Raw genomic sequence first — 25,081 nt, forward strand, 5'->3', positions numbered from 1 at the left:
CGTTTTCTCTGGGCCGGTGCGACGACGAGGTCTACCCTCGAATGTATGTGCCGGAACATCACGGAGCTTCGCGGGCTCGAGCCGGTAGCGACCGCCGAGGAAATCGAGGCGGCCGCTCGGCAATACGTCCGCAAGGTCAGCGGAATTCATAAACTGTCCGATGCCACCCGCGAGCCGTTCGAGCAGGCCGTCGCGGAGGTCACCGCGACGACCACCAGACTGCTCGACCTCCTACCCGAGCGACGACAACCCCCACCGACCGTGCCACCTCTACGTCGTCCCGAAGTCCAGGCGAGGATCGCGGCGCGCGGCTGACGTTCTTCTGTAAGCGGGCGCGCCGACCTTCGATGCCATCCCAGACCTCATCGCACGACGGGGAGCGTCACGTAGCTGGGCGTGGACGGATCGAGTTCGACGTGTTGGGGAGCAAGCTTGCTGTCGTGCAGCATCGGGCCGAGCGGCAGCGATCGCGGAATGCTCGACGCGTACACGTCGAGCCGGATGCGGTGACCGGGCTGCAGAATCGCGTCGGTGGGAATCATGCTGATGTCGAGGCGGGTGGGCTGACCGGGCACGACCGGTTGGTGTGTGTCGAGCGTGAGGTACGGGTGGGCCTGCGCGTAGTCGCCCGACTCGGTGAACGTGCTCTTCGAATCGTCGATTGCGCGCAAAGAAGCAACCAGGGATCCGGTCGACAGCACCGTGGAGCGGCCATCGGGGGCAACATCGTTGATCGACACCGACCAGAAGCCGTCCGGGTTGTCGAGCACGGTGTTCAGATGCAGATTGATCGGTCCGGACAGCGCAGTCGGCTCTGACACTGGCTCGGACGTGAAGGTCAGGCCTTCCGCCTCGTTGAAGCGCGCGTCCTTCGTGCAATTCGATCCGAGGAGAACTGCGATACCCGCGGTGCCCTGCGCGGCCTCCCTCGAACACACCCCGCGCAGACCGGGCGCGACAGTGAGGCGTGCCGATGTATCCGGCGGGGTCGGCTGCAGGCTTCCGTCGTGGACCGCGTGCGCGGCGCTGCCGCTCGATGCCGTCGACAGATACATCCGCTGGTACCCGACACCTGTGCGCGGGAATTGGTCGGTGGTGGTCCAGCCGCCGCCTTGCTGCAGAAGCGTCACCGGCCCGTACCCGGTGATGCCGTTGTCGATGTCCTTGAGCCAGTGGTCGAACCAGGCGCGCTGTAACGCCACCATCGTCGGCGGGTGACCGGGTGTGCCGAAGCCTTCGCCGAGCACGGCGTGGTACCCGTCGCCCATCACAAGCTGCTTGTTGCCGGGGGACACCGGAATCGAGTTGTAGATCTCGGGCTCGCTGTTGGCGAAGATGTCGTGCCAGTTGCCGAACACGAAGGTGGGTACTTCGACGGCGTCGAGATCGGCTTGTCGTTCCTGGTAGAACGAGCCGTCCTGCGCGACTTCGAGGGCATCGGGGGAGACGCCCTCGATCGTCGGTGCGGTGAGCGCTTCGACGAGTTCGGGGATCTTGGTGAACGGATCGGCCATGCGGTCGCGGAGCCATTGCGCATCGAATCTGCCCTGCAACAGCGCTTCGACGTCGGGTACCCATTTGAGTCCGTTGACGAGGCCGAGCCACGCCGGCATGAATCCGACGCCGATCGCACCGCCGGTGCCGACGATGTCGCGGAGGAGGTCGTTGCCGGGTTCGACCGCGAATACCGCGTCGAGTTCGGCGGGCCGGTGTCCTGCGGCCTGGATCTGATTGATCGCCGAATACGACACGCCGGTAGTGCCGATGCGGCCGTTGGACCACGGCTGCGCCGCGACCCAGTCGATGACCTCGACGGTGTCCTGTTGTTCGCGAGGTCCGAGCACGTCCCACTGACCCTGGGAGAAGCCCGTACCGCGGACGTCGACGATCACCTGGGTGTAGCCGTTCTGCACGAGGTCGCGGTTGAGGCCGAAGACGCGTCCGAGCTGTGCCGCGGGTGCGGCAAGTTCTGTGATTCCGTCGAACGGGACGTCGAGATTCAGGACGGTCCCGAGGTCTTCTACGAGCGGTTGGAGCGTGGGGTCCTCCATCGCGACGGACGCGAGCGTCGACAGGAGTTTGGTGTACGGCGTGAGGTTGAGAACCACTGGGGTCTGCTCGCCGACCGGTGTCCCGTCTGCCTTGGCTGGGCGGAACACGTTCGCGCGGAGGATCGTTCCGTCGCTGAGGGTGATCGGAACGTCCCACTCGACTGCGGTGTTCGGATAGGCGTCGGGCGCATCGACTACTTCCTGCCACCCGGCTGCGTCGGCTCCACCCGACGGATCGGCAGCGGCCGGCGGTGCGAGCGCGACCGCGGTCGCGCTCGCCGCTGCCAGGACGACAGCACTCATGAAGCGTCTTCTCACCTTGTATTCCCCCCGTACCGCCAGTAACAGCTTTCGGCAACGTTAACCGTCGGTAATTCCCAGGTCAACGATGTGCACGCGTCGGTGTACCGATTTGTGGATTATCACTGAGGTATCTTTCGCAGCGTGATGGTGGGAAAGAACTGGTTCGATCGTGGTGGTCAGGCTTACGCGCAGTTTCGTCCCGAGTATCCGGCGGAGCTCGCGGAGGTCCTCGCGTCCCTTGCTCCGACGACCGATCTCGCGGTCGATGTCGGATGTGGAAACGGCCAGCTGACGGTGCAGCTCGCATCCCATTTCGATGCCGTGATCGGAGTCGATCCCAGTGCCGATCAGATCGCGAACGCCAGGCTCCATGGCAGGGTCCGCTACGTTCAGGCGCCCGCCGAGAATCTTCCCGTGCCGAAGCGGAGGGCCGGCCTGATCACTGCTGCGCAGGCCGCGCACTGGTTCGACCGTCCGGCGTTCTACAACGAGGTACGGCGGATCGCGGTCGATGATGCTGTTCTGGCGTTGGTCAGCTACGGGGTGATGCACCTCGCCGCCGATCTCGACGATCGGTTCCAGCACTTCTACCGGACCGAGATCGGCCCGTACTGGCCGGAGGAACGCAACCTCGTCGACAGCGGGTACGCCGACATCGACTTTCCGTTCGAGGAGCGCCCGGCTCCACCGATGCAAATCCGCAAACAGTGGGATCTGAACGGCATGCTGGGCTATATCTCGACGTGGTCGGCGGTCCGAAAGGTCGTGGAGGCGGGCAAGTCCGAGGTCCTGGACTCCTTTGCAGCCGACCTGACGGAACTGTGGGGTGATCCTGCAGCAACGCGGGAGGTTGTGTGGCCGATCAACATGCGACTCGGGATCGTCTGACTTTCCTCCTGTCGTGCGGGTTCCCGTTGGTTCTGAACCAACGGGAACCCCGACAAGTGGAGGAAACCTTGCCCCGAGGCAAGAAACTTCTAAGGAGTGAGCCACATCCCGTCGGGCAGTGCAGATCCGAGCGCGTAAATCTGCACGCCGTGGAGATTCTGACTACTGATCACCGACGGTGCGGATCGGATGTACCAGATCCCCGGTTCGAGCTCGGCGAGCCGTTCCTGCACCGTGCGATAGGCGGCCACGCGTTCCTCGCCCGAGGTGCCCGTGCGACCGGCGTCGAGGGCGGCGTCCAATTCGGGGTCGGAGATGCCGGTGTGATTTCCCGACGACGTGGAATGGAAGGCGTTCCACAACGTGGTGTCGGGTTCGGGACTGTCCGCGGCCCAGATGATCATGTCGAAGTCACGGGCTGCGGTACGAGGCATGTATCCCGCGATGTCGAGCACCTCCACCTGGACGTCGACGTTGTCGTAGGCGGCGAGCTGCGCCTGAAGACTCTCGGCGACGGATCTGATCTCGACGAGCGAGGTTGCGGTGAAGGTGAATTCGACGGGCTTTCCCTCCGCGGCCAGCTCGTCGAAGAGTTGCTGCGCCCGCTCGGGATCATCCTGCCGGAGGGGGATGTCCGCATGGAAAGGTGAGGACTCCGGGAACAGTGTGTCGGGAACCTCGCCGTGTCCCTCGAATACGGCGGTGTTGATGTCGTCGAGATTCACCGCCGCGCTCACCGCCTCCCGGGCTCGCGGGTCGTCGAACGGGGCACGTCGGGTGTTCATGACCAGGTACTGTCCGCCGCCGACGGGTACGGCGTCGGTGACCAGGCCCGCCTGATCGGCCTTTGCCAGTGCTGCCCAGCTGGATTCGGACGCCAGATCGGCGCCACCGCTGACCATCATGTTGACGCGCTGGTTCGCGTCGCTGACGGCACGGAGTTCGAGGGAGTCGAGATAGGGGCGTGGCGCATCCCAGTAGTCGGGGTTGCGTTCGAGCTTCATACGATCCTGGCGCGTCCACTCGGTCAGTGTGAACGGGCCTGCGCCGACGGGATCTGCGTTGAAGGCGTCGGTCCCCTTACCCAGCGCGGTGGGGGACGCTATCCAGTTGAGCGCGCTCGAGGTGATCGAATTCCCGAACTTCGGGTTGGGCGCGACCAGGATGACCTTCAATGTCGCGTCGTCCACGACCTCGGTCGACGCGATCTGCGACGCCAGTGTCAGCGAACCGGATCCGAGCGACGGATCGAGAATGCGATCCCAGTTGGCCTTCACGGCTTCGGCGTCGAGCGGTGTTCCGTCCGTGAACATGAGATCGGGTCGCAGGGTGAGCAGGAATGTGGCACCGCCGTCGGACGTGGCGAAATCCTCGGCCATCCGATACTCGAGTTCGAGCGTGTGGGGGTCGTCGATCATGAGCGTCCCGTACAGAGCATTGCCCAGCAGGCCCTGGCCGACCCAGTTGTTGGCGAGGATCGCGGGGTCGAGCGACAGCGGTTCGCGCACCTGGATGACACGTGCGACACCGCCGGACACCGGCTCACCGTCGGATCCCACGGACGTGGCGGGGTCGGTGCCCGACCCGCACGCCGTCAGGAGCAGTGCCGCCGCGCAGACGGCGACGAGCGCAGTGGTCGGATTTCTGTGCCGGACAACCCATCCGAACATGGATGTACCTATCTTTCAGATAGCGGAGCCTGGGTGTGTCGTTAACCCGTGACCCACATTTCCGCGGGGATCGGGGAGCCGAGCGAGTACATGCGGATACCGTGAATGTTGTCGGTGGTCATGACCGCCGGAGCTGCCCGTGTGTACCAGACGGCCGGGGCGACCTCGTTGAGCCGTTTCTGCACGATCTCGTAGGCGGCATCGCGTTCCTCGGGTGTCGTGCCCACTCGGCCGGCATCGAGAGCTGCGTCGAGTTCGGGATCGGAGATGCCGGTGACGTTGCCCATCGATCGTGAGTGGAAGGCGTTCCACAAGGTGGAATCCGGTTCCTGGATATTTGCCGACGAGATCATCATGTCGTAGTCGCGGGCGATGTTGCGCGGAATGAACGCGGCGAAATCGACGGCCTCGACGTTCATGTTCACGTTGTCGTATGCGGCCAGTTGTGCCTGGGTGACTTCCGCGGTCGCCTTGGTCTCCGGCAATGTCGTTGCAAGGAATGTGAAGTTGACGGGTTTTCCTTCTGCGGCGAGTTCGTCGAACAGACGCTGTGCCTCTTCGGGGTTGTTCTCAGCCAACGGAATGTCCTTGTAGAACGGCGATGACTCGGGGAACAGGGTTTCCGGGACGTCGCCGGTGCCTTCGAACGCGGCGACGTTGATGTCGTCGAGGTCCAGTGCCATCGAGACGGCGCGACGTGCACGGGGGTCGTCGAATGGGGCACGTCGGGTGTTCATCGCGAAGTATTGCCCACCGCCGACGGGTGCGAGTTCGGTGCCGAGCCCGGCATCTTCAGCTCTGGCAAGGGCCGTCCAGCTGGTTTCCGACGCGAGATCGGCGCCGCCCGATGCGAGCATGTTCACCCGCTGGCTTCCGTCGGGGACATTGAGGAGGGTGATGCTGTCGAGGTACGGCCGGGGTGCATCCCAGTAGTCGGGGTTGCGCGTGAACTCCATGCGGTCCTGTCGGCGCCACTCGGTGAGAGTGAACGGGCCTGCGCCGACCGGGGCGTTGTTGAAGGCGTCCCGGCCCTTCTCCAAGGCAGCGGGGGAGGCGATCCAGTTCAGCGTGCTGTTCGTGATCGAGTAGGCGAACATCGGGTTCGGGTTGGCCATGACGACCTTCAGCGTGGTGTCGTCGACCACCTCCGTTGCGGAGATCTGGGAGGCCTGCGGAAGAGAGCTCGAGCCCATGTCGGGGTCGGCGATACGCGACCAGTTGAGGTGCACTGCTTCGGCATCGAGGGGAGTCCCGTCGGTGAAGGTCAGGCCCGGCTGCAGCTCGAGGGTGAACGTGTTGCCTCCGTCGGCGGTCGAGAAGTCTGTCGCCATCTGGTATTCGATCTCGAGGGTTTCGGGATTGTCGATCATCAGCGTTCCGAAGAGCGCGTTTCCGAGGAGGCTCTGGCCGACCCAGTTGTTGCTCAACGTGGCCGGGTCGAGCGACACCGGTTCGCGAATCTGGATCATGGTGGCCGAGCCCCCGGAGACGGGATCGCCGACCGGTTCGTCCGAGGAGCCGCCGGAGGCGGGGGCGCCGCAGGCCCCCACGAGCAGTAGCACCGAACATGCCGCAACGACGGTGGTCAGAGTGCGCCGGATCATCGATCTCCCTCATTGTGGGGTGTGTCACAAGTCCTGAGGAGAGAAGTTAGCAAGATCGGACGAGATATAGAAGACCACCTCCTGGAAAAGTCGAACTGGGTACGATCTCCTACATGGCGGACACGTCCCGTCGTCCGGGCAGACCGCGCGACACGAGCATCGATGAACGGGCACTTGCCGCCGCGCGCGAACTGCTCGCCGAGCAAGGATTCGAGGCGACGACGATCCAGGCCGTGGCGGTGCGGTCGGGTGTGCACGCATCGGCGATCTATCGCAGGTGGTCGTCGCGGATCGAGTTGATCGAGGATGCCGCCTTCCCCATGGAGAGTCCGTTGCAGGTGGACCCGACCGGGGATCTTCGAGAGGATCTGCATCGCTTCATCCGCGCGTACACCAGCACGTTCAGTGATCCGGCGACACGTGCGGCGGCGGGTCCTCTGCTGGCGTATCGCCGGTCCGATGCCGGTCGCGACGCGGCCTATCAGCGGGTGTCGGTGCGCCCCCAGTTCTTCGCGATCCTGGAAGCTGCCCCACCCGGCACCGTCGATCCGACGGTCGATCCCCACGATGTGTTCGACATGCTCCTCAGTGCGGTCTGGACGCGCATCGTCGTGCCGATCACGGACTCCCGGCCCGACCCGGTCTCGCGGACGGTGGAGATGATCCTGCGAATGCTGAGACCGTGACAGCGGAGGGCGGGCATCGAACGAAGTAAGAAGGGGAATTGTAAAGCTCGCAGCCCTGGTGGATGACCACCAGGGCTGCGAGCTTTACATCAGGTCTGCGAGCTTCGTCAGGCGACGTGCTTGGAGTCCCGCAGCGCACCGAGTGCGTCGATGCGAGCGACGGCATCGGTCATGATCCGGTCGATCAACTCAGCACAGCTCGGCAGATCGTCGACCATGCCCACGACCTGACCTGAGGCGAGCACGCCGGCCTCGGTATTGCCTTCGACGAGACCGGCTTTGAGTAACATGGGTGTGTTGGCCGCCATGATGATCTGCTGCCAGGTGCGGTCGCTCGCCTTCTTCATGGCGAGTCCGTCCTTGACGAGCGTGGACCACTTCATGCCGGTCATGGACTTGAACTTCGTCGCGTTCCGCGCGGCCGCGACGAGTCCCTTGGCGTAGCTGGACTTCTCGAGGCTGTTCACCAGCTCGGTGTTGAGCACACGGTGGGGCATCCCGTCGACCTTGAGGGAGACGGTGGTGTCCTGCAGTCCGCGAGCGAGGTACTGCTGCTTGACCGAGTCGGGGACCGCGCTGTCACTGGTGAGCAGGAAGCGGGTGCCCATCGCGACGCCGGCGGCACCGTACGACAGTGCCGCGGCCAGGCCACGACCGTCGAAGAATCCACCTGCGGCGATGACGGGGATGTCGACGGCGTCGAGCACGCTGGGCAGCAGCAACGTGGTGGCGACGGGGCCGGTGTGACCACCGCCCTCACCTCCCTGCACGATCACTGCGTCCGCACCCCACGATGCGACCTTGACCGCATGCTTGGCGGCGCCGATCGACGGGACCACGACGATGCCGTGATCCTTGAGCTTCGCGATGAGTTCCTTCTTGGGAGCCAGGGCGAACGACGCGACCTTGACCTTCTCGCGGATCAGCAAATCGATACGCTCACCTGCATCCGACGCATCGGCACGCATGTTCACGCCGAACGGCTTGTCGGTCAGCGACTTCGTCTTCGCCACGGCCGCTTCGAGTTCCGGGTACGTCATCGTCGCGGATGCAAGGATGCCCAGACCGCCGGCATTCGACGTCGCTGCGGTCAGGCGCGGACCCGACACCCACCCCATACCCGTCTGGACGATGGGGTGCTCGATGCCGACGAGTTCGGTCAGCGGAGTACGCAGGACCTGACTCACAGCGAGACCTCGCGGTCACGCAGGCTCTTCGGGTCGATGACCTCGCGGATCAGCCGCAGCTCCTCCGCGGTGGGCTCACGGGTTACACCTGCCTCGGCGAGACCGGCGACCTCGAACGATGTGTTCGCGGCGACGGTGTCGGCGTCGACACCCGGATGCAGCGACACGGCGCGGAACGCGTGGTTCGGTCCCTCGAAGTCGAACACGCCGAGGTTGGTGACCACCCGGGGAATACTCAGGAAGCGGAACGCCGGGTTCTCGGGGTCGATCTTGTCGTATCCCACACCGCACACGACATCGACGGTGTCGGTGAAGACGCGGGTCGAGTGCTTGCCCACCCAGTAACTGGTGGCGTGGTTGATGGTGTTGCCGGGTGCCCCGCGGACACCGAACATCTGACGTGTCGGCTTCTCCAGCGGACCGAACGCCGAGAGGTTCTGGTTGCCGTAGCGATCGATCTGGTTGGCGCCCATCACCACGTGGCGGCGACCGGATGCGACGACGTCGAACACCTTCCGGAACGGCATCCAGCCCTCGACCGGGGCCTTCGCGCCGAGTGCGGGCACTTCGGCGAGGATCAGGGCTTCACCGTCGGTGATCACGAGGTCGGGTTCGGTGGTGAGCTTGGCCAGTCGCGCGCCGATCTGCGGGAGCGTAGCCATCGGGCTGGCGACGATTTCCCCTGCACCGGAGAAGATCTCGGCACAGGCGATCGCACAGTACTCGGCGCGGGTCACGGTTTCGGTGGTGGTCATGCCTGCTGCTCCTCTGCGAACTTCTTGACGGCGGCCTGGTAGTCCTCTTCGGATCCGGAGAGGAAGCGGTCGACGAAGGCCTGCCACGATTCGGGGGTCTTCGCCGCCTCGGCGTAGTGGCGCTGGAACTTCTCGTCGCGGCCGTACGAGTCGCCGGCGAGGGTGAAGTGGGCGCCGTTCGGTGCCTCGACGACACCGTCGACCATCAGACGGTTGAGCAGCAGCTGCTGCAGCGGAACTTCCTTGACCAGCTGCTCGGTCTCGACGACCTTTTCCACGGAGACGTACCGCTTCTCGGCGGCCATGCAGTAGAGATCGTCGAAGTAGGGGTCGACGCCCTGGTAGCCGGCGTTGCCGTGCTTGTCGCCGATGTTCAGGTGCACGAACGAGGCGTCCAGGTTCAGCGCGGGCATCGCGATCAGAGTTTCGCGCTTGCCGGATTCGTCGGCGTAGGGCGAGGTGACGGTCTGCAGTTCGTCGCCCCAGAAAGTCTGCACATCGGAGCCGAGTCCGGCGCGGATGGGCAGGAACGGCAGGCGCGCTGCCGCGGCCTCGAGGCCGCACTTGACCATGCCCTCGTCCATCTCGCGGGCGACGAGTTCGCCGGAGGTGCGGGCCTTGGCGAACCACGGGTCGTAGAACGGTGCCGAGTCGAGCGACACGAAGCCGTAGTACGCCTTCTTGACCTTGCCGGCGGAGCACAGCAGACCCAGGTCGGGCCCGCCGTAGGTGACGACGGTCAGGTCCTTGATGTCCGAACGCAGTATCGCGCGGACGAACGCCATGGGCTTGCGGCGCGACCCCCAGCCACCGAGGCCGATGGTCATTCCGCTGCGCAATTCGCCGACAACCTCGTCGAGCGACATCCTCTTGTCACGCATGAGTGTTCAAGCTCCTTCTCGTACTGCTCAGTGGTTGCTTCGGGGCTTGCCGGTGGCGACGAACTCGTCGCGGTGCTCGTCGGCGACACCGGCGAGGTTCAGTTCGAAGGTGAAGCCCTGCTCGATGCGGTAGGCGGTTTTCACGTCGACCGGATCGATCCGATTGATCGCTTCCTTGGCGCGGCGGATGACGCGCGTGTCCTTAGCGGCGATCATCCCGGCGACTTCGAGTGCGGCGGCGTCGAGTTCGTCGCGCGGAACCACCTTGTAGACGGATCCGAAATGCTCGAGCTGCTGGGCCGTGACATTCTGCGCCGTGTAGTACAGGGTGCGCATCAGGTGCTGCGGGACTAGGCGCGAGAGGTGGGTTGCGGCGCCGAGCGCACCGCGGTCGACCTCGGGAAGCCCGAATACCGCGTCGTCGGATGCGACGATCACATCGGCGTTGCCCACGAGCCCGATGCCGCCTCCGACGCAGAAGCCGTTGACGGCGACGACGACGGGGACCTCGCAGTCGTACACCGCGGCGAATGCAGCTGCACAGCCGTGATTGGCTGCGATGAGCGCATCGAATCCTTCGGTGGCCTGCATTTCCTTGATGTCGACGCCGGCGTTGAAGCCGCGGCCCTCGGCGCGCAGGACGACCACGTGCGTGCTCATGTCCTTGCCGGCGGCCACGATGGCGTCGGCCAGCTCGAACCACGCGGCGGAGGGGAGTGCGTTCACGGGCGGGAAGTCGACGGTGACCGTGGTGATCCCTGCGCCGTCGGAGGTGGAGGTGATGCCCATGGCATTTTCCTAACGTCGGTACCGAACCAAGCGATTGCTTGGTAAGTTAGCACATGCCTGTTCAGAGGCACAGCGACATCGAATTGCGCGTCAGGACCCGGGCAGGTCGTCCCCGGGAAAGCGGCGTCGGACGATCTTTCCTGTGGTGTTGCGAGGCAGCAGATCCCGCGTGAGCCGCCAACGGGTGGGTACTTTGAAATAGGCGAGATGATCGGCAACGTAGGCCGTCAGTTCTTCCCTGGTGGCACACGAACCGGGATTCAGGACGACGACCGCGCACACCTCCTGCCCCCATTCGGGGTGCGACACGCCGCTGACCAGGCACTCACGTACCGCAGGGTGATCTCCGAGGACTCGCTCGACCTCTGAGGGGTAGATCGACTCCCCGTTCTGTTCGATGAGGTCGGCCCGCCGCCCCAGGAGTCGTAGCCGACCGCCCTCGACGACGCCGTAGTCGCCCGTCCGCAACCATCGGTCGGCGGTGATCGTCTCCGCGGTGGCCTCGTCGTCGTCCCAGTACCCGAGCATCACGAACGGGCTTCGCACGCAGACCTCGCCGGGCCGGCCGTCGGGGAGCCATCCTCCATGTTGGTCGCGGATCTCGAGGCTCACCGTGATCACCGGCTCGCCGACGGTGCCCGGATACCGGTCGAGTGACGCGGCAGTTGCGGCGGTGATAGAGGTACTGCATTCCGTGATCGTGTAACTGTCGACCACGGCATGGCTGCCGAAGGGCAATTTCTCGCGGATCCGCTGTTTGAACTCGGGGGTCGACGGTTCCGAGGACAACGTGAACCCGATCAGTGAAGTGAGGTCGTACTGGTCGAGATCGTCGATTTCGAGCATCCGCGCCGCCATCGACGGCACGGCGTTCCAGTGGGTGACCTCTTCGCTTTCGATCAGTTCCAGCACGGGACGGATTCCGAGCCAGCCCTGGTTCATGACGACGGTGCTGCCGGTCGCGAGGCGGGGCACCACGGTGTTGTGCAGGCTTGTGATGTGGCACAGGGAGGAGGTGAGCAGGTGGCGGGTGTCCGACGGGACACCGTGTGCGTACTGCCCTCCGGTCCAGGCAGCGGTGATGGCGTCGGAATAGCGGTGATAGTCGGCCACCGCCAGCAGATTCCGCTGCGAATGCAACGCACCTTTGGGCTCACCGCTCGTGCCGGAGGTGAACAGAAGCACAGCCGGATCATCCTCATCGACCCTCGGCGGGGGAGGCTGGGCGCCGGCGAACTCCCCGATCAACCGCGGCATGTCATCCTCGATGGTGAGGACGATCGCGTCGCTCGCGCCCATGGCGGCAATGGTTTCGGCACGTTGTTCGTCCACGAACACCACCCGCGGACGCGAATACCGGATGCCGAACTCGATCTCCGGCCGAACCCACCACGCGTTGATCCCCACACTGATCGCACCCAGCGCCTGCGTCGCCCAGAAGGCGGTGACCCATTCGGGCCGATTCGCCGACAGGATCGCGACTCGGTCACCGACCGAAACCCCATAGCGTTCGCGTAGCGCCGCAGCGAGCGCGTAGGCGTCGCGCGCGTGCTGTGCGAACGTGATTCTGCGCTCCGACGTGACGAGATATTCTCGGTCTCCCCACACGAGCGACTGCGACAGCAGGTCGGTGACGGCCTGCCCACGGTTCTTCATCACCGGCATCTCGGTGCCCAGCACCTCGCCCATGACGATCTCGAAGGGCCCGCCTCGGCCCGTGAGACGAGAAATCAGCTGTTCCAGGAACGGCCGCGGATCCGACGGGACGGTCACAAGTGCTCTCCCCTCCTCCGACGGCGCTTGTGTGTCGCGAAAGGCTCTCACGCTCCGGACCACGACCTTCGAATGTACCGGTGAGTGAGATGGCCGAGGGGAGCGGTCGCCGACCCACTTAGCCTGCTCACAGTGGAGAAAGGACCGACAACCATGACCACCATCGAAGAATCGTCGGCCGCCCGCTGGCGCGGCGTCGAACTGGGTACGCGCACCGTCCGTTACGACGAGAGCGACGCGATCCTGTACGCCCTCGCGGTAGGCGCACCCGCCACTGATCTCGATCTCGTGTTCGAAGACCGGCTCCGAGTGCTCCCGACGTTCGCCCTCACGCTCGCGCAGTGGGCACCCGACGAGCTCGGTTCTCGCGGTGGGTTCGACACCCGCACCGCCGTGCACGGGTCGCAGAGCCTCGAGGTTCGCGCACCGCTGCCGCGCGCGGGTGAGCTCACGCTGTCGGCCGAGGTCGGCGAGGTGTGGGACAAGGGCCGTGCCGCGGTGTTCGAAGTCCTGGTCGAATCGGAGTTCTTCGTCGCCACATGGTCGCTGTTCGCGCCGGGTGCAGGTGGCTTCGGTGGGGAACGCGGTCCGTCGGCAGCGCCGGCGCCCGAAGGCGACCCGGACCGGACGACCACCCTGGGCACCCGTGAAGACCAGGCTGCGTTGTACCGATTGACCGGCGACCGGCACCACATCCACATCGACCCCGAGGCGGCGGCACACATCGGGCAGCCCCGCCCGATCATGCACGGACTGTGCACGCTCGCCGCGGCGACGATCCCGCTGGCCCGCGCCATCGGTGCGCATCCGGCAGACCTGACGTCGCTGTCCGGACGCTTCGCTGCCCCCGCGTTCCCCGGCGACGACCACGAGCTCCGCATCTGGGGCGAGAGCACCGACCTGCAATTCGACGTCCGCGCCGGCGACAACGCCGTGGTGTCGGGTGCGCGTGCGACGTTCGCCTGACCGCCCTCGCACAGGGCCGGAACTTTCTGGAGGAAAAAGTTGGACACGTTCGCCGAAGTAGTGCGTTCCCGCAAGGGCGACGACAAGATCGGTCTGCGGTTCGAGGACCGGCAATGGACCTGGGACCAGGTGATCCAGGAGAGCGCCGACCGTGCGGCCGCGCTCACCGCCGCCGTCGGGGAGCCCGCCGATCGTCGTCGACATATCGGCGTGCTGCTCGAGAACGTCCCGGACTTCGTGTTCTGGATCGGGGCCGGTGCGCTCGCCGGTGCCGTGGTGGTGGGGATCAACGCGAGCCGCAGCGGACCGGAGATCGCCGATGACATCCGTCAGGTCGACGTGGACTTCGTCATCACCGAATCGCGCCTCGCGCACCTGGTGGACGGCACCGACCACGGTCTGCCCGCCGACCGGATCCTCGACATCGACTCGCCCGAGTACCTGCGCTTCCTCGAACCGCATCGCGGCGCCGATCTGCCCGACTCCGTTCCTTCGCCCGACGACATCGCCCTGCTGCTGTTCAGTTCCGGGTCGACAGGCAGGCCGAAGGCGGTCATCGTCACGCAGGGCAGGCTCGGGAAACTCCTCGACGTCCTCGTCGAGCGCACGCAGATGCGGCGCGACTCGGTGGCGTACCTGTGCATGCCGCTCTTCCACGGCAATGCCGTCATGCTCAACCTCGGCACCGCCATGCGCGTCGGCGCGACCGTCGGCCTGATCCGGAAGTTCTCGGCCAGCCGATTCGCCGACGATATCCACCGTTACGGCGCGACCTTCGTCAACTACGTCGGGCGTGCGCTGTCGTACGTGCTCAACAAGCCCGAAGATCCGCGTGACCGCACCGGCACGCTCGAAGTCGCTTTCGGCACCGAAGCATCCGAGGTCGATATTGCCCGGTTCTCGGAGCGATTCGCGTGCACGGTCATCGAGGGCTACGGCTCGAGCGAGGGCGTCTTCCGGATCAACCGCACCCCGGACACCCCCGTCGGGTCGCTGGGTGTGGCGCCGGGGGGCGCCGACGTGCGGGTCCTCGACGAGAACACCGGTGAGGAATGCCCCCGCGCGCAGTTCGACGACACCGGGCGCCTGCTCAACTCCGAGGCGGTCGGACAGATCGTCGCGATCGGCGGTGCCGCGTCGTTCGAGGGCTACTACAAGAACCCGGGAGCGGCCGCCCAACGCGTCAAGGACGGCGACTTCTGGTCCGGCGACCTCGCCTACCGCGATGCCGACGGATTCTTCTATTTCGCAGGCCGCGCATCGGATTGGCTGCGCGTGGACAGCGAGAACTTCTCGGCCGCACCCGTCGAGCGCATCCTGGTGCGGATCCCCGGGATCTTGTCGGCACCGGTGTTCGCGGTACCGGACCCGGCGACGGGCGACCAGGTGATGTGCGCTGTCGAGCTCGACGCCGGCACGGTGTTCGATCCGCAGGTATTCGGGCAGACACTCGCCGAGCAGCCGGACATGGGAGACAAGTGGTGGCCGCGTTTCGTGCGCGTGACCGATCACATCCCGCTCACAGGCAGCAACAAGATCGACAAGGCGCCGCTGCGCGCCGCCGCGTGGAGCACCGCCGACCCGGTATACGTCCGGGTGGGCCGTACCCCCGAATACGTTCTGCTCGACGACGAGGCGCGCGCGCAGATCGAACGAGACTTCACCGAGCAGGGTCGGGCCTCGCTGTTGCCGGCCCCGCTCACCTCTGCGTAGTCGCGGCGGGGCGGGTCGGTCTCACCGAGCGGGATCTGCAGCTCGGCCGTGACATCGCTCACCTACCGTGACGTTCATACAGCCCCACCGGGACTTGTCTCGCAGCCCGCGACGAGTCCGCGCCGCGAACGGAACACGCAGTTCCGCTCACTCGATCACTACTTCCGAAAGGACGGACGACCGTGAGCCTGGATACTTCCGGTGACACCGAAATCCGCGAAATCGTCGTCGGTTCCGCTCCTACCCGCTTTGCTCGCGGGTGGCATTGCCTCGGGCTGGCGGAGTCCTTCAAGGACGGCAAGCCGCATTCCGTCGAAGCGTTCGGCACGAAGCTCGTCGCTTGGGCGGACAGCAACGGAGAGTTGAAGGTCCTCGACGGGTACTGCCGCCACATGGGTGGCGATCTGACCCAGGGCACCGTCAAGGGCGACAACATCGCGTGCCCCTTCCACGACTGGCGATGGGGCGGCAACGGCCGTTGCAAGGACATTCCGTACGCCCGTCGCGTGCCCCCGATCGCGAAGACTCGCTCGTGGCACACGCTCGAGCAGGACGGCCTGTTCTTCGTCTGGCACGACCCCCAGGGCAACGCACCGACGGACGACGCCGCGATCCCGCGGATCGAGGGCGCGACCAGTGACGAGTGGACCGACTGGGTCTGGTACACCACCGAGGTCGACACCAACTGCCGCGAGATCATCGACAACATCGTCGACATGGCGCACTTCTTCTACGTGCACTACTCGTTCCCGACGTTCTTCAAGAATATCTTCGAGGGACACGTCGCAACGCAGATCATGAAGGGCCAGGCCCGCACCGACATGCGGCCGAACACCGAGGGCCAGCCGAAGATGCTCGGCAGCCACTCCGAAGCGTCGTACTTCGGCCCGTCGTTCATGATCGACGATCTGAAGTACCAGTACGAGGGCTACGACGTCGAATCGGTTCTCCTCAACTGCCACTACCCGGTTTCCGCCGACAAGTTCGTGCTCATGTACGGGATGATCGTCAAGAAGTCGGATCGGCTCGAGGGAGACGCTGCGCTCCAGACCGCGCAGCAGTTCGGCACCTTCATCGCGCGGGGCTTCGAGCAGGACATCCAGATCTGGAAGAACAAGACCCGGATCGAGAACCCGCTGCTGTGCGAGGAAGACGGACCGGTCTACCAGCTGCGTCGCTGGTACGAGCAGTTCTACGTCGACGTCGAGGACGTCAAGCCGGAGATGACCGACCGCTTCGAGTTCGAGATGGACACCACCCGGCCGGTCGCAGCCTGGATGAAGGAAGTCGAGGCCAACCTCGCTGCAAAGGCAGCTGAGGCAGCCGCAGGCGCGGAGCAGGAAAATGCAGCCCCTCAGGTGTAGCGACTGCATGGCGCAGGTGCTGGTGAAGAAGAACAGCTGGGAACACACCGAGATCCAGTGGGATCAGCAGTCGCGTCAGCAGTGTCACCGGTCTCGCGGTGGGTTCGGGGCCGGGACGGATTCGTCCCGGCGCCCGGGCGCGCCGCGGCCGACGTGCCCGTCGATGGTCGCCACCATCACTCGCGCCGCGGCCGAGGGGCTGATCGACGTCGTCGACGACGCGCCGGTTCCGGCCCCGATCGTCCAATAGTCTCTGTGGCCGGATGACCGGCGCCACAACACTTTCGAAGGATATTGATGAACGCCACCCTTTCGATCGATCGCGCTCGGTACGGACAGTGGGCGGTGATCGCCGGTGGTTCCGAGGGCGTCGGCGCGGCCTTTGCCGACGAACTCGCCCGCGCGGGATTCGACCTGCTGCTCATTGCCCGCAAGCCGGAACCCCTCGAGGCGACCGCGGCAAAGGTGCGTGTGCACGGCGGTGAAGTGCGCACGCTCTCTCTGGATCTGCTCACGGCCGACGCCGTCGAGACGATCCGGTCGGCGACCGCCGACCTCGAGGTGGGCCTGTTCATCTTCAATGCCGGAGCCAACAGTTACGGCCACGAATTCGTCACCGGCGACCTCGACGGCTTCCGCGGCGTGATCGAACTGAACGTGCACCGTCAGATCGAACTGTCGCACCTGTTCGGGTCGCGGATGAAGGAGATGGGTCGCGGCGGCATCATGCTGCTCGGGTCGCTTGCCGGATACATGGGTTCGGAACACCAGAGCATCTACGCCGCGTCGAAGGCATTCAGCCGGGTCTTCGCGGAAAGCCTGTGGATCGAACTCGAGCCGTACAACGTGCACGTGGTCGAGCTGATCCTGGGAGTCACCCGCACACCCGCGATGGAGCGTGCAGGCCTGAACTTCGATGTGCCGGGCATGTTGGTGTCGGAGCCGGAGGACGTGGCCCGCGAGGGCCTCGAGCATCTGGCGGACGGCCCGGTGTGGGTTGCCGGCGGTAACTACGAGGCAGCGATCAAGCGCAGCGGCTTCCCGCGCGACAAGATGGTGCAGGGTGCCGCGAAGGCGATGCGGGCACTGCTGAACCGCTAGACTCCAGAATCGGTCGCGCTGACCATCACGCCCGTTGTGTGGGCGTCGGCGTGGCGAGCAGCGTCCTCAACGCCACACATCCACTGATCCGATCACCCAATCGAAACTAGTGGATCGCGGGCGGAGAACAACGATTTACTTCACCGCCCGCGATCACCGTTCAGCGGTTCCAGCCGTTTCGACCTGCCGAGTGTTTCCGGTGTCCTCGCGTGCACGACGCAGTGCCGCGTACATCGCAGAGCGGGAGAGCCCGCTGATCTCGCAGAGCTGCGCGGCGCTGTAGTGACCGGATTCGTAGTCGTCGAGCAGTCGTTTGTGTTGCAGAGCCGAGAGTTTCGGCTGCTTACCTTTGAGTCGGCCGGCCTTCTTCGCTTCGGCCATTCCTTCCTTCGTCCTAGCCCTGATCAAGTCGGACTCGAACTCGGCCATCAATGCGAGCATGCCGAAGAAGAGCTTGCCGGTCGGATCCTTGGGGTCATGGATCGACCCGCCGATGCTCAACCGGGTACCTTTCGCCTCGAGTTCGTCGGCGATGGCACGCAGATCGACGGCAGAGCGACCCAACCGGTCGAGTTTCGCCACGACCAACGTGTCACCGGTGCGGCACGCGGCCAGTGCTTCGCGCAGGCCGGGTCGTAGGCGGTTGCGTCCGGTGCAGCCCTTGTCGGTGTAGATCCGGTCCGGTTCGACGCCGAGGCGTTTGAGCGCTGTGCGCTGCGCTCGCAGATCTTGGCCTTGAGTGGAGCATCGGGCGTACCCGATGAGGATTTCGGTCACCAGGCGACGATAGTCCGTCATAGGTCACCTATCCCGGACCGACATGCAGGACGGTTAACCAGCGCACCCTTCGAGGCTGTGATCGGGGGCGGGATTCGGGGGCGGGGCCGTTTTCGGGTGTGCTGGTAGAGGATCGTCAAACAGGACACCTTGGCGCCGCGCCGAAAGCTGCAGGCGACCGAGCGACGACAATGTGGACGATGCGAACGGAAGGGGGCGGGATGAAGGAGAGTCGTTGGACGATCCTGACTACTGATCGGGTGAGGATCACGACGTGGCTCGCTTCAGATCTGCAGGATCTGGCGGTGTTGCACGCCGACCCGCTCACGATGCGGTTCATCGGGCATGGGCGTCCCGAAACCGTCGACGAAGCACGGGCGAGGATTGCCGAATACCGTGACGAGCAACGGGTTCGAGGTTGGACCAAATGCCGTGTGGCGAACCGTGATGGCGACATGATCGGTCGTGCCGGCTTCGGCGAAAGTAGCGCGGGTCGTGAGTTGGCGTATGCCCTGCGCCCAGACCAGTGGAATCGTGGCCTCGCCACGGAGATCGCATCAGGCCTGGTCCGCTGGCACATCGAACATCCGACAGTCGACCAGTCGTCGAACGGCCTCTGCGCGCACGTCGAGGCCGGGAACCATGCGAGCGTGCGGGTACTCGAGAAGGCAGGTTTCCACTTCGTGGATAAGCGCTTCTACAAGGGCGCCACCTGCGACTACTTTGAGTGTTCGGCCGCAGCCGGGGCGTGCACCATTTGAGGATCCGTCAAACAGCACATTTTCTGTGCCGTGTCGGGAGCCCTCACTTCGCCGAGCGACAATTCGGGTCTGTCGCCGACGAGAATCAGGGAACCGACGCCCCCAGTCGGGCGACCTGCCACATTTGTCAGCCAAGAATGAAGGCAGCAGAAAAGGCCAGAAGCAGCGCCATCAACATGCCAGCTACGAACGACCACGCCCCCGTTCGCAGCCGAGCATTGATTCGCGGAACCCCCCACAAGACCGCTACAGCAACAGCGGCCGGAACGCCAATACCGAGAAGCCAGGACTGCCCGTCGTTTTCGTAAACTAGTCCAGATAGAGCCAATACCGACATTAGCAGCATCCATACCAACGCACCCAGAACGCCGCCAACCAAAAATTGCACTATCCGTTCCACAATTCTCATATTTTTTGCACGCTCTACCAACGCCCCCCGAGAAACAGCCGTGACCACACGGACCCACGGCTAAATATTGTCGACATCGGAGACAGTGTACTGCGTCTTACCACTGAGAGTGTCCGACCCTGCAATTTCGTTAAGCCACGGCAATTCAATTGCATCCAGAGTCTGGTTTCCACTAATTAGGTCAAACTCCGCATAAAATGGACTATTCCCGAAATCAAGAAAGGAAACCTTATCCCCCTCAACGGAAACACGAACCCTGTCATGCCATTCAGGAATAATCCATTTGCGTTCCACCCCAGATGATCCTTCGAGGGCCGATGACATAACCTCACCATCTCCTGTTATCCAATATAACCTGTCCCCGATAATAGAAAGAGAAGATCTTTCGGTTACCCAAGTATGCCCGGACATATCAAGAGGCCTTTCCGATCGGACACCAGTCTCGGTGTCGATCTGAACCAGCGTAAGGTCACCGCTTCCATCACTGGATATAGCATCTTCCCATATATATAGGGACACAAATTTTTTCCCATCAGAAGTGCATGCACCTGTAGGCGTAATACTGGAGAAATAACTCGGGTACTTCCACTCTGCTCGAACAGTCGGGAATCCAGATCCATCCAGTTCGTATAGATAATTATCTTCCGGATTTCCGGTCGAACCGATGTACGATTCACGCACCAGCGCAAAATTTCGATCACCGCAGTAGACGGAAGAGAAAACCATCCCTGGAACGCTCCCTGTCTTCAGGGATCCATCTGCTGAGACGGAAGCGAATCTGTTTACGTATCGTCCATTGGAAATTCCGCTATTGAACCATATCGTAACCGCTCCAGAACTGGGGGCGTTCGCCACGGATTGAACAATTGACTCCCTTTCGATCGGAAATTCATTCGAGGAATTTTCGGTCAAAATGGACACTCTGTCACCGAATGGAACAACTGCACTACGGCCCGAGATGGACGCCTGTAGAGAATGGATGGATTGTCCCTCTGATCTTCCCACTATTTCACCGTTCGAATCAAAGGCAAATACCATTGAGTTGTCAATTTCGTCAATAGATTCCACCCCTCTTGGCGAAATTGACACGATACCTACTGATTCCGTAGGGATGGTACGGGAGTTAGGTTCTCCGCTTTGATCCTGTGGAGCGCATGAAACAGCAGAAAAAATCGAAATTGCGATCAACGCATTGATACGCGATCGGAGGGACTTCACCTTTGGTTTCATAACAGCTTTCATCGCCAGGTCGGCTCCGCAATCTTGGAAAATTGCGGAGCCGACCAATTTTGGTCAGGGGTAGTACGGGGTGACGTGTTCGGAGGTGAATATCTCCAACGGGTAAACACCATAGCTAGGATCGGCCCACCAGTGGCTGAGATCGATGGTGTCGTTGGAAGCATCCATGTACGCCGCCCAGATCAGTTGAGAGCAGTTGTACTGATCGTCGTTGATCTGTTTAGACCACGCGAAGTTGTTATTGTAACTCTTACCGACCTTCGACAAGGCAAAGTTGACTGCGGCCTGCCGTGTCGACGAGTCGGTATTCACCCAGCCAAGCTGTGGATTTCGGACCCTCCGCGGTTCTCCGTCATCGGCTGTCGGATTAAAAATCTCGTGGACTCCAGCGCTATTGTTCGATTCGACGGACGACTGGGGAGATGTAAAGAGACCGTTGTGCCCATGATTAACCCATCGTGCACCGATGAATTCCGGATTGCTATCCGAATAGAAGAAATCTCCGTACCCTCGGGCATCTGGAAGAAGTTCCCAATCGTCCTCAGTGGGCCAGTCACCACTCACTTCAACGTATTCCTGGGCGTGAGCCAAAGAGTTTGACAACAGTTCTGCAGCGGATATGGAAGCCTGACCAGCTGCGGCGATTGCCAGGTCGATCATCTGCTGGGCGGTCGTGCCAGGATTTCTCAGCGCCAACTCGATAGCAGTCTGACCAGGCGCCGTGAGTACTCCGGTTTGAAACGGCTGCGAAAGATGAACTCCATCGTCGCTTTGATCCCCGATCGGATAGCCATGGCCGCTCTGCTCATGTCCTGCTGTCGACCACTGATCCAAGATGGCGCCCGTGACCGGCCATGCTCCGGTAGTGGGGTGCCAGTAGATGACACCACGCTCGAACCGGCTCATCCGCCCCTGCCCATCCGGCAGATCCAGCGGGTCCTGAATCGGATAGCCAAGCAAACTACCAGGCGTTTCGGCCCCGACGGTGTTCCACTTGTCCCGGATCAGACCGTTGCGGATCGCAGAACCGATCGCATTCTGGAACGCCACGTAGATCGCGCCACGCTGGAACTCCTGACGACGCCCCACACCATCGGCGTGCACGATCTCATCCGTCGTCGGATACCCGAGCATCCCGGTGGCCGCTTCGTAACCGAGGATGCCCCACCGGTTCAAGAAGCTGTTGACCACCGGATGCGCACCCGTGGCCGCAGACCAGTAAATAGGCCCATTCAAAAACGTTACCCGTTCGCCGGTATTCCCGGGATTGATAATGTTTCCGCTGGTCGGGTACGTCAAAAAGCTCGCCGGACCACCGAGGGAATTGTACTTGTCGCGGATCGCTCCGCACACCTGGAACGGCGACGGCCAATAGGTTTGGCAGGTCACCGCCGCAATCGACATGCGTGACAGTGCGGAGCGTTCCTGCGCCTCCATCATCTCGGCCTTGTCGGCGTCTTCCTTGGTGAACGGCGCCGGGATCTCCTCCCGGTCGGAGCGCATCTGACCGGGCACGATCTCGGATTTCGGGTTCTGGGTCGGCGCCCAATCCAGGTCCGGCTCGGCGGTCTTCGACGACAGTTCCGGATCTTCCGGGGTGACCGGTTGATCGGCGGCCGGTGCGGCCGGCAGCAGCTCCGCCGGTAGCGGCGCGAGGTTCTCCTCGACCGGCGCGGCTTGCTCCAGCGTGGGTGCCGTCTCGGGTGCTGCGGGCGCGGGGACTGTGTCGGAGGCCGGTGTCGGCTCCGGTGTCACGGGTTCGGGTACTGCTGTGTCGGTGACGCATTCCACCGGGACCGCGAGAGGTGTCGTTGTGGTGGTGGTCGGTGGCGACGTCGTGGTCGTGGTGGTCGGTGGTGTGGTGGTGGGCACCGCGCACGGATCCACCACGGTGGTCTCGGCCGGTTCCTCGAGCGGCACCAGCTCCGGTGCGGCCGGGGTTGTCGTGGTCACCGGTGCGGTCGGGGTCGTCTCGACCGGCTGAGCGAAGGCTGCCGATCCCCCGGCGGCAACCATCAACACCGTGGTGCCCGCGACCAGGCATCGGCGTAGCCATCTGTGTCGGGACATGACGGAGCCACCTGTGGTGTGCGAATCCATCTGTTACCTACTTCTCGTAGTCCGATAGGTACAGCGGTGGCGCCATCGCTTCATTGCAACTTAAACGGTTTCCCAAAAACCACAAACGCAACAGATAACACTTTTGTCACAGATACCGTCTGACCTGTATTTTCCTGCAAACGGGTACCGGACTGGGCATTCGGTGCTAGACAGACAAGATCGTCTCCACCCGGAGACGATCGGGCACCCTGCGGGGAGGCCCGCGAATTCATGTGCAGGAGTGCGTAATGCGGGTGCGTAACGGCGTGACGAGCTCGATGATGCGGCGACGGATGACCACCGGTATGGCCGCGGCAGGACTGGCGGTACTGTGCCTGACCGGCGGGGGTGTGGCCGCGGCCGCGCCGGTACAACCGGCGGCGGACTGCCAGACGTATTGGCCGTCACCGTTCCAGGTGTGCGATCAGATCAAGGACCTGTACAACAGCCTCGGCGGGGCGGCGAGCCCGCTCGGGTTCCCGTCGTCGGCGGCGCAACCATACGGCACCGATGGGCTACGTCAGACGTTCACCGGCGGCGCGATCATCTGGACACCGGGCACCGGCGCCTACATCGAATAACCCCGACGGCTGCGGCGCGGGCAGGCACCGGACACCCGGATCAGAAGTAGATCTGCCGGACATCATCGATCCGGGCCAGCTCGCCCGCGGCGGTGTCGGGGTCGCTGGCGGCCAGCCGCACCGCGGCCTGCGCGGTCTCGGCGAGCGGCCCCGCGACAAGCTCCTTGTCCTCACTCGCGTGGGAGATGAACACATCCCAGGTCTCGCCGTTGTCGTCCGGCCCCAGCGGGGACGCTCATGACGGATTCCGTCTAGGGACTGCAGTGGAACGGACTTCGCGGTAGGCAGCGGCGGGGGCTCCACCTCCACCGAATGCCGGACATCCGTGGCCTTAAGTCCCATGAGGTCGATTGATAAGTACCAACTTCCGGTGCGTGGAACGCGAATGCGGAACGGCACCTTCGTGACCAGGCCCCCACTGCAACGATGATCCCGACCGTTCTTGTAGGCGTTGAAGTTGGTGCTGTCCATGAGGCGGACATTGGCTGCCCTACTCAGGCGCACTACGACGGTGGAACCCTTCTCAAGTCGGTTCCAGTGATACCGGTAGAACTTCGTTCCTGCCACGGCGCGACCTCACCCAACCTTCTCAAGGAGCCGGCGTAGACGCGTGGCGCCGCGGCCCGAGACTCCCACAGCCATAACGTAGGATGCTGCCTGCTCCGGGGTGAGGAGACCTGCCTGGACATGACGTACCAAATGATTGCGAGCGTGCGTTTTCTCATGCGGCCCGGTCCAGCCGTTGTTTCCACCGAAGAACACTGCGCGGTCAAGGTCCGCTATGACGTCGTCCGACAGGTTGCCAGCGCTGACGCTGCCGTCCAGCAGGTTGACCGCTCCGGTGCCCGCCGCCCACTCAGCAAGCGGGAAGCTCTCGGTCTCGACCACGGCGATCGAGTAACCGCGAGCGAGGTCGAGTGCGAGATTCAAGGTCCGCTCGTCCGGCACGTAGGCCAGCACCGGACCACGATCGAGTCGTTTCTTGCTCTGCGGCGTAGCCTGACCGCCCGCCTGAGCAATCTCTTCCAGATGCTCGATATTTCGAGCGTTCTGGAGGGTGTTGGTCACCAGGCGCGGCTGGACTCCTTCGGCTTCACTGCGCTCCCAGATCCAGTCGGCAGCAAGAGCTGCGGCCTCGTCCCACGGACGCCCGGGATCATCGTCGGGTACCCAGGCCGCGGCCTGCAGGTGAGGCGTTGGGTGTAGATCACCCACCGGGCACCTCCTCTCACACAGAGTTCAAGTAGCTGTGCTGAAGCCTGTCATGAGGCACCGACAGTTTCGTTGCGCATGACTATCGAACGATCCCTCGCAGTCCGTGTCGTGTTGCAGGACAGGTACGATGAAGACGCGTTTCTCGTTGCCGAGGCCAACTTCCGTCGACTACCAAGGCACTTAGCTGCGGGCGCTCACTTCGGAGACCCGAAGGTCGCAGGCATTCAGATCACCCGAACTCGTACCCGAAGGTCCACTTCCGATAGGA

General features: G+C 63.7%; 24 protein-coding genes. 11 read left to right on the forward strand and 13 right to left on the reverse strand.

Translation table 11 applies throughout. The annotated features are described in order from the left end of the window. Positions 1 to 45 precede the first annotated feature (45 nt). The gene (locus EV641_RS17340; RefSeq protein ID WP_054718315.1) at positions 46 to 315 is read left to right on the forward strand and encodes a DUF2277 domain-containing protein; all 270 of its coding nucleotides are present in this window, start codon (positions 46 to 48) and stop codon (positions 313 to 315) included. 47 nt (positions 316 to 362) lie between these two features. Here EV641_RS17340 and EV641_RS17345 read toward each other — a convergent pair whose 3' ends face one another. Next, positions 363 to 2,354 carry a CocE/NonD family hydrolase gene (locus EV641_RS17345; RefSeq protein ID WP_132473321.1) on the reverse strand — a complete coding sequence of 664 codons (1,992 nt, stop codon included), beginning with the start codon at positions 2,352 to 2,354 and terminating at the stop codon, positions 363 to 365. Between the two features lie 144 nt (positions 2,355 to 2,498). On the opposite strand from EV641_RS17345, the gene EV641_RS17350 reads away from it, so the two are divergent. Then, a complete protein-coding gene (locus EV641_RS17350) occupies positions 2,499 to 3,242 on the forward strand; it encodes a class I SAM-dependent methyltransferase (protein ID WP_132473426.1) in 744 nt (247 codons plus the stop codon). Positions 3,243 to 3,331: 89 nt separating this feature from the next. Here EV641_RS17350 and EV641_RS17355 read toward each other — a convergent pair whose 3' ends face one another. After that, positions 3,332 to 4,912 carry an ABC transporter substrate-binding protein gene (locus EV641_RS17355; RefSeq protein WP_132473323.1) on the reverse strand — a complete coding sequence of 527 codons (1,581 nt, stop codon included), beginning with the start codon at positions 4,910 to 4,912 and terminating at the stop codon, positions 3,332 to 3,334. A 41-nt stretch (positions 4,913 to 4,953) separates the two neighbouring features. Continuing rightward, positions 4,954 to 6,516 (reverse strand): ABC transporter substrate-binding protein, encoded by a 1,563-nt coding sequence (locus EV641_RS17360; RefSeq protein ID WP_132473325.1) that lies wholly within the window; start codon positions 6,514 to 6,516, stop codon positions 4,954 to 4,956. 113 nt (positions 6,517 to 6,629) lie between these two features. On the opposite strand from EV641_RS17360, the gene EV641_RS17365 reads away from it, so the two are divergent. Further along, entirely contained in the window at positions 6,630 to 7,202 is a 573-nt protein-coding gene (locus tag EV641_RS17365; protein ID WP_054714940.1) for a TetR/AcrR family transcriptional regulator, read from the forward strand. 107 nt (positions 7,203 to 7,309) lie between these two features. On the opposite strand, the gene EV641_RS17370 is transcribed toward EV641_RS17365, so the two are convergent. The 5 genes from EV641_RS17370 to EV641_RS17390 form a co-directional block, all read right to left on the reverse strand. Beyond that, positions 7,310 to 8,389: a nitronate monooxygenase gene (locus EV641_RS17370; RefSeq protein WP_054714945.1), complete on the reverse strand. Its 1,080-nt coding sequence runs from the start codon at positions 8,387 to 8,389 to the stop codon at positions 7,310 to 7,312. After that, the gene (locus EV641_RS17375) at positions 8,386 to 9,144 is read right to left on the reverse strand and encodes a CoA-transferase (RefSeq protein WP_132473327.1); all 759 of its coding nucleotides are present in this window, start codon (positions 9,142 to 9,144) and stop codon (positions 8,386 to 8,388) included. Before EV641_RS17375 ends, EV641_RS17370 begins: the two co-directional genes overlap by 4 nt. Then, a complete protein-coding gene (gene ipdA / locus EV641_RS17380; RefSeq protein WP_132473329.1) occupies positions 9,141 to 10,025 on the reverse strand; it encodes a cholesterol ring-cleaving hydrolase subunit IpdA in 885 nt (294 codons plus the stop codon). Before ipdA ends, EV641_RS17375 begins: the two co-directional genes overlap by 4 nt. A 27-nt stretch (positions 10,026 to 10,052) precedes the next feature. Next, positions 10,053 to 10,814 carry a (7aS)-7a-methyl-1,5-dioxo-2,3,5,6,7,7a-hexahydro-1H-indene-carboxyl-CoA hydrolase gene (gene echA20 / locus EV641_RS17385; protein ID WP_054714948.1) on the reverse strand — a complete coding sequence of 254 codons (762 nt, stop codon included), beginning with the start codon at positions 10,812 to 10,814 and terminating at the stop codon, positions 10,053 to 10,055. Between the two features lie 90 nt (positions 10,815 to 10,904). Continuing rightward, positions 10,905 to 12,587 (reverse strand): class I adenylate-forming enzyme family protein, encoded by a 1,683-nt coding sequence (locus EV641_RS17390; RefSeq protein WP_132473331.1) that lies wholly within the window; start codon positions 12,585 to 12,587, stop codon positions 10,905 to 10,907. 153 nt (positions 12,588 to 12,740) lie between these two features. Between EV641_RS17390 and EV641_RS17395 the strand changes: the two genes are divergently transcribed. The 5 genes from EV641_RS17395 to EV641_RS17415 all read left to right on the forward strand — a co-directional run bounded on the left by EV641_RS17395 (position 12,741) and on the right by EV641_RS17415 (position 17,731). Next, entirely contained in the window at positions 12,741 to 13,553 is an 813-nt protein-coding gene (locus EV641_RS17395) for a MaoC/PaaZ C-terminal domain-containing protein (RefSeq protein ID WP_132473333.1), read from the forward strand. Positions 13,554 to 13,592: 39 nt separating this feature from the next. Continuing rightward, positions 13,593 to 15,266, forward strand: a complete 1,674-nt coding sequence (locus EV641_RS17400) for an AMP-binding protein (RefSeq protein ID WP_054719694.1) — start codon at positions 13,593 to 13,595, stop codon at positions 15,264 to 15,266. A gap of 182 nt (positions 15,267 to 15,448) precedes the next feature. Then, positions 15,449 to 16,630: a Rieske 2Fe-2S domain-containing protein gene (locus EV641_RS17405; protein WP_132473335.1), complete on the forward strand. Its 1,182-nt coding sequence runs from the start codon at positions 15,449 to 15,451 to the stop codon at positions 16,628 to 16,630. After that, complete coding sequence (locus tag EV641_RS17410; RefSeq protein WP_132473337.1) at positions 16,611 to 16,880, forward strand: hypothetical protein; 270 nt, start codon at positions 16,611 to 16,613, stop codon at positions 16,878 to 16,880. Before EV641_RS17405 ends, EV641_RS17410 begins: the two co-directional genes overlap by 20 nt. Before the next feature lie 47 nt (positions 16,881 to 16,927). Continuing rightward, positions 16,928 to 17,731 (forward strand): SDR family NAD(P)-dependent oxidoreductase, encoded by an 804-nt coding sequence (locus tag EV641_RS17415; RefSeq protein WP_054717879.1) that lies wholly within the window; start codon positions 16,928 to 16,930, stop codon positions 17,729 to 17,731. Positions 17,732 to 17,884: 153 nt separating this feature from the next. On the opposite strand, the gene EV641_RS17420 is transcribed toward EV641_RS17415, so the two are convergent. Beyond that, entirely contained in the window at positions 17,885 to 18,508 is a 624-nt protein-coding gene (locus EV641_RS17420) for a recombinase family protein (protein WP_054717882.1), read from the reverse strand. 221 nt (positions 18,509 to 18,729) lie between these two features. On the opposite strand from EV641_RS17420, the gene EV641_RS17425 reads away from it, so the two are divergent. Next, complete coding sequence (locus tag EV641_RS17425) at positions 18,730 to 19,269, forward strand: GNAT family N-acetyltransferase (protein ID WP_132473339.1); 540 nt, start codon at positions 18,730 to 18,732, stop codon at positions 19,267 to 19,269. 469 nt (positions 19,270 to 19,738) lie between these two features. Here the strand turns inward: EV641_RS17425 and EV641_RS17430 are convergent, their stop codons facing one another. Both EV641_RS17430 and EV641_RS17435 read right to left on the reverse strand, forming a co-directional pair. Then, on the reverse strand, positions 19,739 to 20,767 hold the full coding sequence (locus EV641_RS17430) for a hypothetical protein (protein ID WP_132473341.1): 1,029 nt from the start codon (positions 20,765 to 20,767) through the stop codon (positions 19,739 to 19,741). 204 nt (positions 20,768 to 20,971) lie between these two features. Continuing rightward, positions 20,972 to 22,672, reverse strand: coding sequence for a YiiX/YebB-like N1pC/P60 family cysteine hydrolase (locus EV641_RS17435; protein WP_132473343.1), 1,701 nt, complete (start codon positions 22,670 to 22,672; stop codon positions 20,972 to 20,974). Positions 22,673 to 22,694: 22 nt separating this feature from the next. On the opposite strand from EV641_RS17435, the gene EV641_RS17440 reads away from it, so the two are divergent. Both EV641_RS17440 and EV641_RS17445 read left to right on the forward strand, forming a co-directional pair. Continuing rightward, positions 22,695 to 22,901, forward strand: a complete 207-nt coding sequence (locus EV641_RS17440; RefSeq protein WP_132473345.1) for a hypothetical protein — start codon at positions 22,695 to 22,697, stop codon at positions 22,899 to 22,901. A gap of 364 nt (positions 22,902 to 23,265) precedes the next feature. Continuing rightward, positions 23,266 to 23,598, forward strand: coding sequence for a hypothetical protein (locus EV641_RS17445; protein ID WP_241997317.1), 333 nt, complete (start codon positions 23,266 to 23,268; stop codon positions 23,596 to 23,598). Between the two features lie 40 nt (positions 23,599 to 23,638). Here EV641_RS17445 and EV641_RS29865 read toward each other — a convergent pair whose 3' ends face one another. Both EV641_RS29865 and EV641_RS17455 read right to left on the reverse strand, forming a co-directional pair. Continuing rightward, positions 23,639 to 23,791 (reverse strand): hypothetical protein, encoded by a 153-nt coding sequence (locus EV641_RS29865; RefSeq protein ID WP_241997318.1) that lies wholly within the window; start codon positions 23,789 to 23,791, stop codon positions 23,639 to 23,641. Between the two features lie 383 nt (positions 23,792 to 24,174). Then, on the reverse strand, positions 24,175 to 24,813 hold the full coding sequence (locus EV641_RS17455; protein WP_241997319.1) for a hypothetical protein: 639 nt from the start codon (positions 24,811 to 24,813) through the stop codon (positions 24,175 to 24,177). Positions 24,814 to 25,081 lie beyond the last annotated feature (268 nt).

Source organism: Rhodococcus sp. SMB37 (assembly GCF_004345605.1).
Lineage (GTDB): Bacteria > Actinomycetota > Actinomycetes > Mycobacteriales > Mycobacteriaceae > Rhodococcus.

What these genes read in the sequence shown, in the direction of transcription:
- echA20 (WP_054714948.1), bottom strand. Translation starts at nt 10,814, where the DNA reads ATGGGCATCACCTCCACCTCCGACGGCGCAGGGATCACCACGGTCACC.
- EV641_RS17360 (WP_132473325.1), bottom strand. Translation starts at nt 6,516, where the DNA reads ATGATCCGGCGCACTCTGACCACCGTCGTTGCGGCATGTTCGGTGCTA.
- EV641_RS17350 (WP_132473426.1), top strand. Translation starts at nt 2,499, where the DNA reads ATGGTGGGAAAGAACTGGTTCGATCGTGGTGGTCAGGCTTACGCGCAG.
- EV641_RS17365 (WP_054714940.1), top strand. Translation starts at nt 6,630, where the DNA reads ATGGCGGACACGTCCCGTCGTCCGGGCAGACCGCGCGACACGAGCATC.
- EV641_RS17355 (WP_132473323.1), bottom strand. Translation starts at nt 4,912, where the DNA reads ATGTTCGGATGGGTTGTCCGGCACAGAAATCCGACCACTGCGCTCGTC.
- ipdA (WP_132473329.1), bottom strand. Translation starts at nt 10,025, where the DNA reads ATGCGTGACAAGAGGATGTCGCTCGACGAGGTTGTCGGCGAATTGCGC.
- EV641_RS17415 (WP_054717879.1), top strand. Translation starts at nt 16,928, where the DNA reads ATGAACGCCACCCTTTCGATCGATCGCGCTCGGTACGGACAGTGGGCG.
- EV641_RS17410 (WP_132473337.1), top strand. Translation starts at nt 16,611, where the DNA reads ATGCAGCCCCTCAGGTGTAGCGACTGCATGGCGCAGGTGCTGGTGAAG.
- EV641_RS17340 (WP_054718315.1), top strand. Translation starts at nt 46, where the DNA reads ATGTGCCGGAACATCACGGAGCTTCGCGGGCTCGAGCCGGTAGCGACC.
- EV641_RS17445 (WP_241997317.1), top strand. Translation starts at nt 23,266, where the DNA reads ATGCGGGTGCGTAACGGCGTGACGAGCTCGATGATGCGGCGACGGATG.
- EV641_RS17425 (WP_132473339.1), top strand. Translation starts at nt 18,730, where the DNA reads ATGAAGGAGAGTCGTTGGACGATCCTGACTACTGATCGGGTGAGGATC.
- EV641_RS17375 (WP_132473327.1), bottom strand. Translation starts at nt 9,144, where the DNA reads ATGACCACCACCGAAACCGTGACCCGCGCCGAGTACTGTGCGATCGCC.
- EV641_RS17345 (WP_132473321.1), bottom strand. Translation starts at nt 2,354, where the DNA reads ATGAGTGCTGTCGTCCTGGCAGCGGCGAGCGCGACCGCGGTCGCGCTC.
- EV641_RS17395 (WP_132473333.1), top strand. Translation starts at nt 12,741, where the DNA reads ATGACCACCATCGAAGAATCGTCGGCCGCCCGCTGGCGCGGCGTCGAA.